The organism is Petrotoga halophila DSM 16923, assembly GCF_002924615.1.
In genome coordinates, this window is sequence record NZ_JALY01000166.1 from 1 (window position 1) to 2759 (window position 2759).

Annotated in this window: 3 protein-coding genes; all 3 read right to left on the reverse strand. The window is 29.8% G+C overall.

Annotated features, from left to right (window positions below; all coding sequences use genetic code 11):
- On the reverse strand, positions 1-367 hold a 367-nt coding region (locus AA81_RS08155; RefSeq protein WP_245863536.1), incomplete at its 3' end, for a MarR family winged helix-turn-helix transcriptional regulator.
- A 111-nt stretch (positions 368-478) separates the two neighbouring features.
- Positions 479-1693 carry an iron-containing alcohol dehydrogenase gene (locus AA81_RS08160; RefSeq protein ID WP_103898748.1) on the reverse strand — a complete coding sequence of 405 codons (1215 nt, stop codon included), beginning with the start codon at positions 1691-1693 and terminating at the stop codon, positions 479-481.
- Positions 1694-2307: 614 nt separating this feature from the next.
- Positions 2308-2673, reverse strand: coding sequence for a 6TM ABC transporter family protein (locus tag AA81_RS08170; RefSeq protein ID WP_211292683.1), 366 nt, complete (start codon positions 2671-2673; stop codon positions 2308-2310).
- Between the last annotated feature and the right edge of the window lie 86 nt (positions 2674-2759).

The window sequence follows — 2759 nt, forward strand, 5'->3', positions numbered from 1 at the left end:
TTGTAAAATTTTCAAAGCTTTGCCTTTCAAATTCCTTCAATCTCTTAAAAATTTTATCAACTATTTTCAATGCTTTATCAGTTAAATAAATGTGGTAAAATCTTCTGTCACTTTCATCCTGAATTCTTTTTACAAAACCGGCCTTTTCCATTCTTCTAAGCATAATTGCAACTGTAGAAGTTGAAAGCATAACTTTTTTTGCCAAATCTTTTTGTGAAATTCCAGGATTTTTCCTAACTATAAAAAATATCGGGATTTGACCTGGATGAATCTTGTATTTATCCATTTCACTTTTTAAAATTTGAAACTTTAATCTTTCTATCTCAGAAAAAAGTAAAAAAGTAGAAGAAAATTCAAAATTATCCACCACTTTCCACCTCCAATAGTTTTACATAAAACTATTTTATATCAAACTATTTATTTTGTCAATAAAAAAGTGCCGGATAATACCGGCACTAAAATGTAATAGCTTAAAAGATTATCTTGAAATAGGCTTTAAAGAATCTCTGTATATGGAAGCAATTGTCTTTTCATCTGCTTTTATAGGTGCCATGCTTAGTAACAAACCAAGGGAAGGAGTTTCAAGGGCAAGTTTTGTTAACTTTTCTACATCATTCTCTGTAAAGCCCATATCCTCCAATTTTTCAGTTACGCCCAAATTAAACAACCATTTTTCAATTCCAGCAGCAATTTTTTCCGCTTCTCCTGGAACACCCTTTAGTCCAGGAACAATTGGCTCATATATATCTGCTAAAACTTCTGGTTTTGCAATGTATATATGTTTAACAACTGCTGGAAGAAGCATTGCAAGACCAAGTCCATGTGCTAAATCAGGTTTTACAGCGCTCAATGGATGCTCAAGTGCATGTGTAAAGTGCAACATTCCATTATCAAATGATATGCCTGCTATTGCTGATGCGTATAAAAGATAATATCTTGCTGTTAGATCATCTGGATGTGCCACTGCTTGAGGAAGATATCTAGCAATTAATCTTATTGTTTCTTTCGCAAGTAAAATTGAGTATGGGCTTGCTGCCAAAGTTGTTGCTGCCTCAGTAACATGGTTTACTGCATCTATTGAGGTAAATACAGTTTGACCCTTTGGTAGTGTAACCATTAATTGTGGATCATCAATTGCATAAAGTGGATAAATACAATCGTATGCAATTGATGGTTTGTACTCTTTTTCAAGAATTGAAGCAACAGCAAATCTATCTACTTCAGTTCCTGTTCCATGTGTTGTATTTATTGCAATTATTGGTTTTGCTTTTTCTGGAGTAAATAAACCTTCATAAAGCTCTTCAGCAGTTTTTTCAGGATATTCAAGCAAAATAGCAACACTTTTTGCTGTATCAATTGGACTTCCTCCACCAATTCCAATAACTGCTTGAGCCCCATTTTGTAATCCCAATTTTGTTGCTTCATTAATCTGTGCAGTCGTTGGATTTGGAGAAACATCTTCGTAAATTACATATTTAAATCCCTTTGCCTTTAATTCTGGCTCAATCACATCCCATGCGCCGGTTACTTTGTATGCTATTTTATCTGTGACAAAAATCACATTATCAATACCTTGTGCTTTTAAGTTGTCAAGAATATCAGAAATCTTTTTTATAGCACCTACACCAAAATAACACGTTGTTTTACACCTTAATTCAAAAACATTATAAATATCCATTTTGCTTTCCCACATAATCTCACCTCCTGTGAATATTTTCATAATTATTATAACATTTAGAAAAGGCTTTTAAATTAAAACCGTTTGAACTTTTCGTTAATTTTTTCATGAAATAAACATTGTTATTTGAATAATAAAAAAAAATTATTTGTTGCTTTTTTGTCTATAATTAATCAATAAACTTTTTAAAGCACGTGTATTATTTATTAATTACTCTATATTGGTTAATTTAAGATTAAGGCAAAATAAAATTATAATAAATGTAAATTATATTATATATTTTTTTGATAGAATTTTTTTGAACTTCAACAAAGAAGGAGGGGGATTATGAAAAAATTTTTTACAATACTCTTACTTACTATTTTGTCTATTTCAATGATTTTTTGTAAAAGTTTTAAGATCGAAAAAGTTAGTTTAGAAACACCAAGAGAAAATTATTTTCCTAATTTGATCTTTACTAGTTTTTTAAACTCTTCAAACCAATTCTTTTTATACTCTGAATCTAAAAAAACTCTATTATCAGTAAAAATTAACATACTTTCAGCTTTTAATCCAGAAGACATCTACATAGAAGATTATTTAAAAAATATAGATTTTAATTTTGAAAACTTTAAAATTATTGACTTTGATTATAATACTTTCACTTTGTATTCAGACAATAAAATAATTAAAATCTCAGAATCTGGCGATGTAATCTCAACTAATAAAATAAGTATTGATCCATGACTTCTTAAATCTTTTCCAAATCCCATAGCAACCTTTGCAGCAAAATAAGTTGAAACAATTGCTGCGGCAACATTTAAAAGAGTTACAAAAAGCATTTTCCAACCAACACTTAAAATATAATCCACATTACCACGACTTACACCTTTGTTAACAATATCACCCATTAAATCAGGCAAGTAAAGATTTAAAATGGCCTGAATAACGACAAAAGTAATTGCTAAAATTATCAAAAACGTATACTTTTTAAGATACTTAACAACACCTTTCATCCTTCATCGCCTCCAAATTCAAGAGTATCTTTTTAAGTAACTTTTCCAAAACTTCCATCTCCTCATTTGTAAAATTTTCAAAGCTT

What these genes read in the sequence shown, in the direction of transcription:
- AA81_RS08170 (WP_211292683.1), bottom strand. Translation starts at nt 2,673, where the DNA reads ATGAAAGGTGTTGTTAAGTATCTTAAAAAGTATACGTTTTTGATAATT.
- AA81_RS08160 (WP_103898748.1), bottom strand. Translation starts at nt 1,693, where the DNA reads ATGTGGGAAAGCAAAATGGATATTTATAATGTTTTTGAATTAAGGTGT.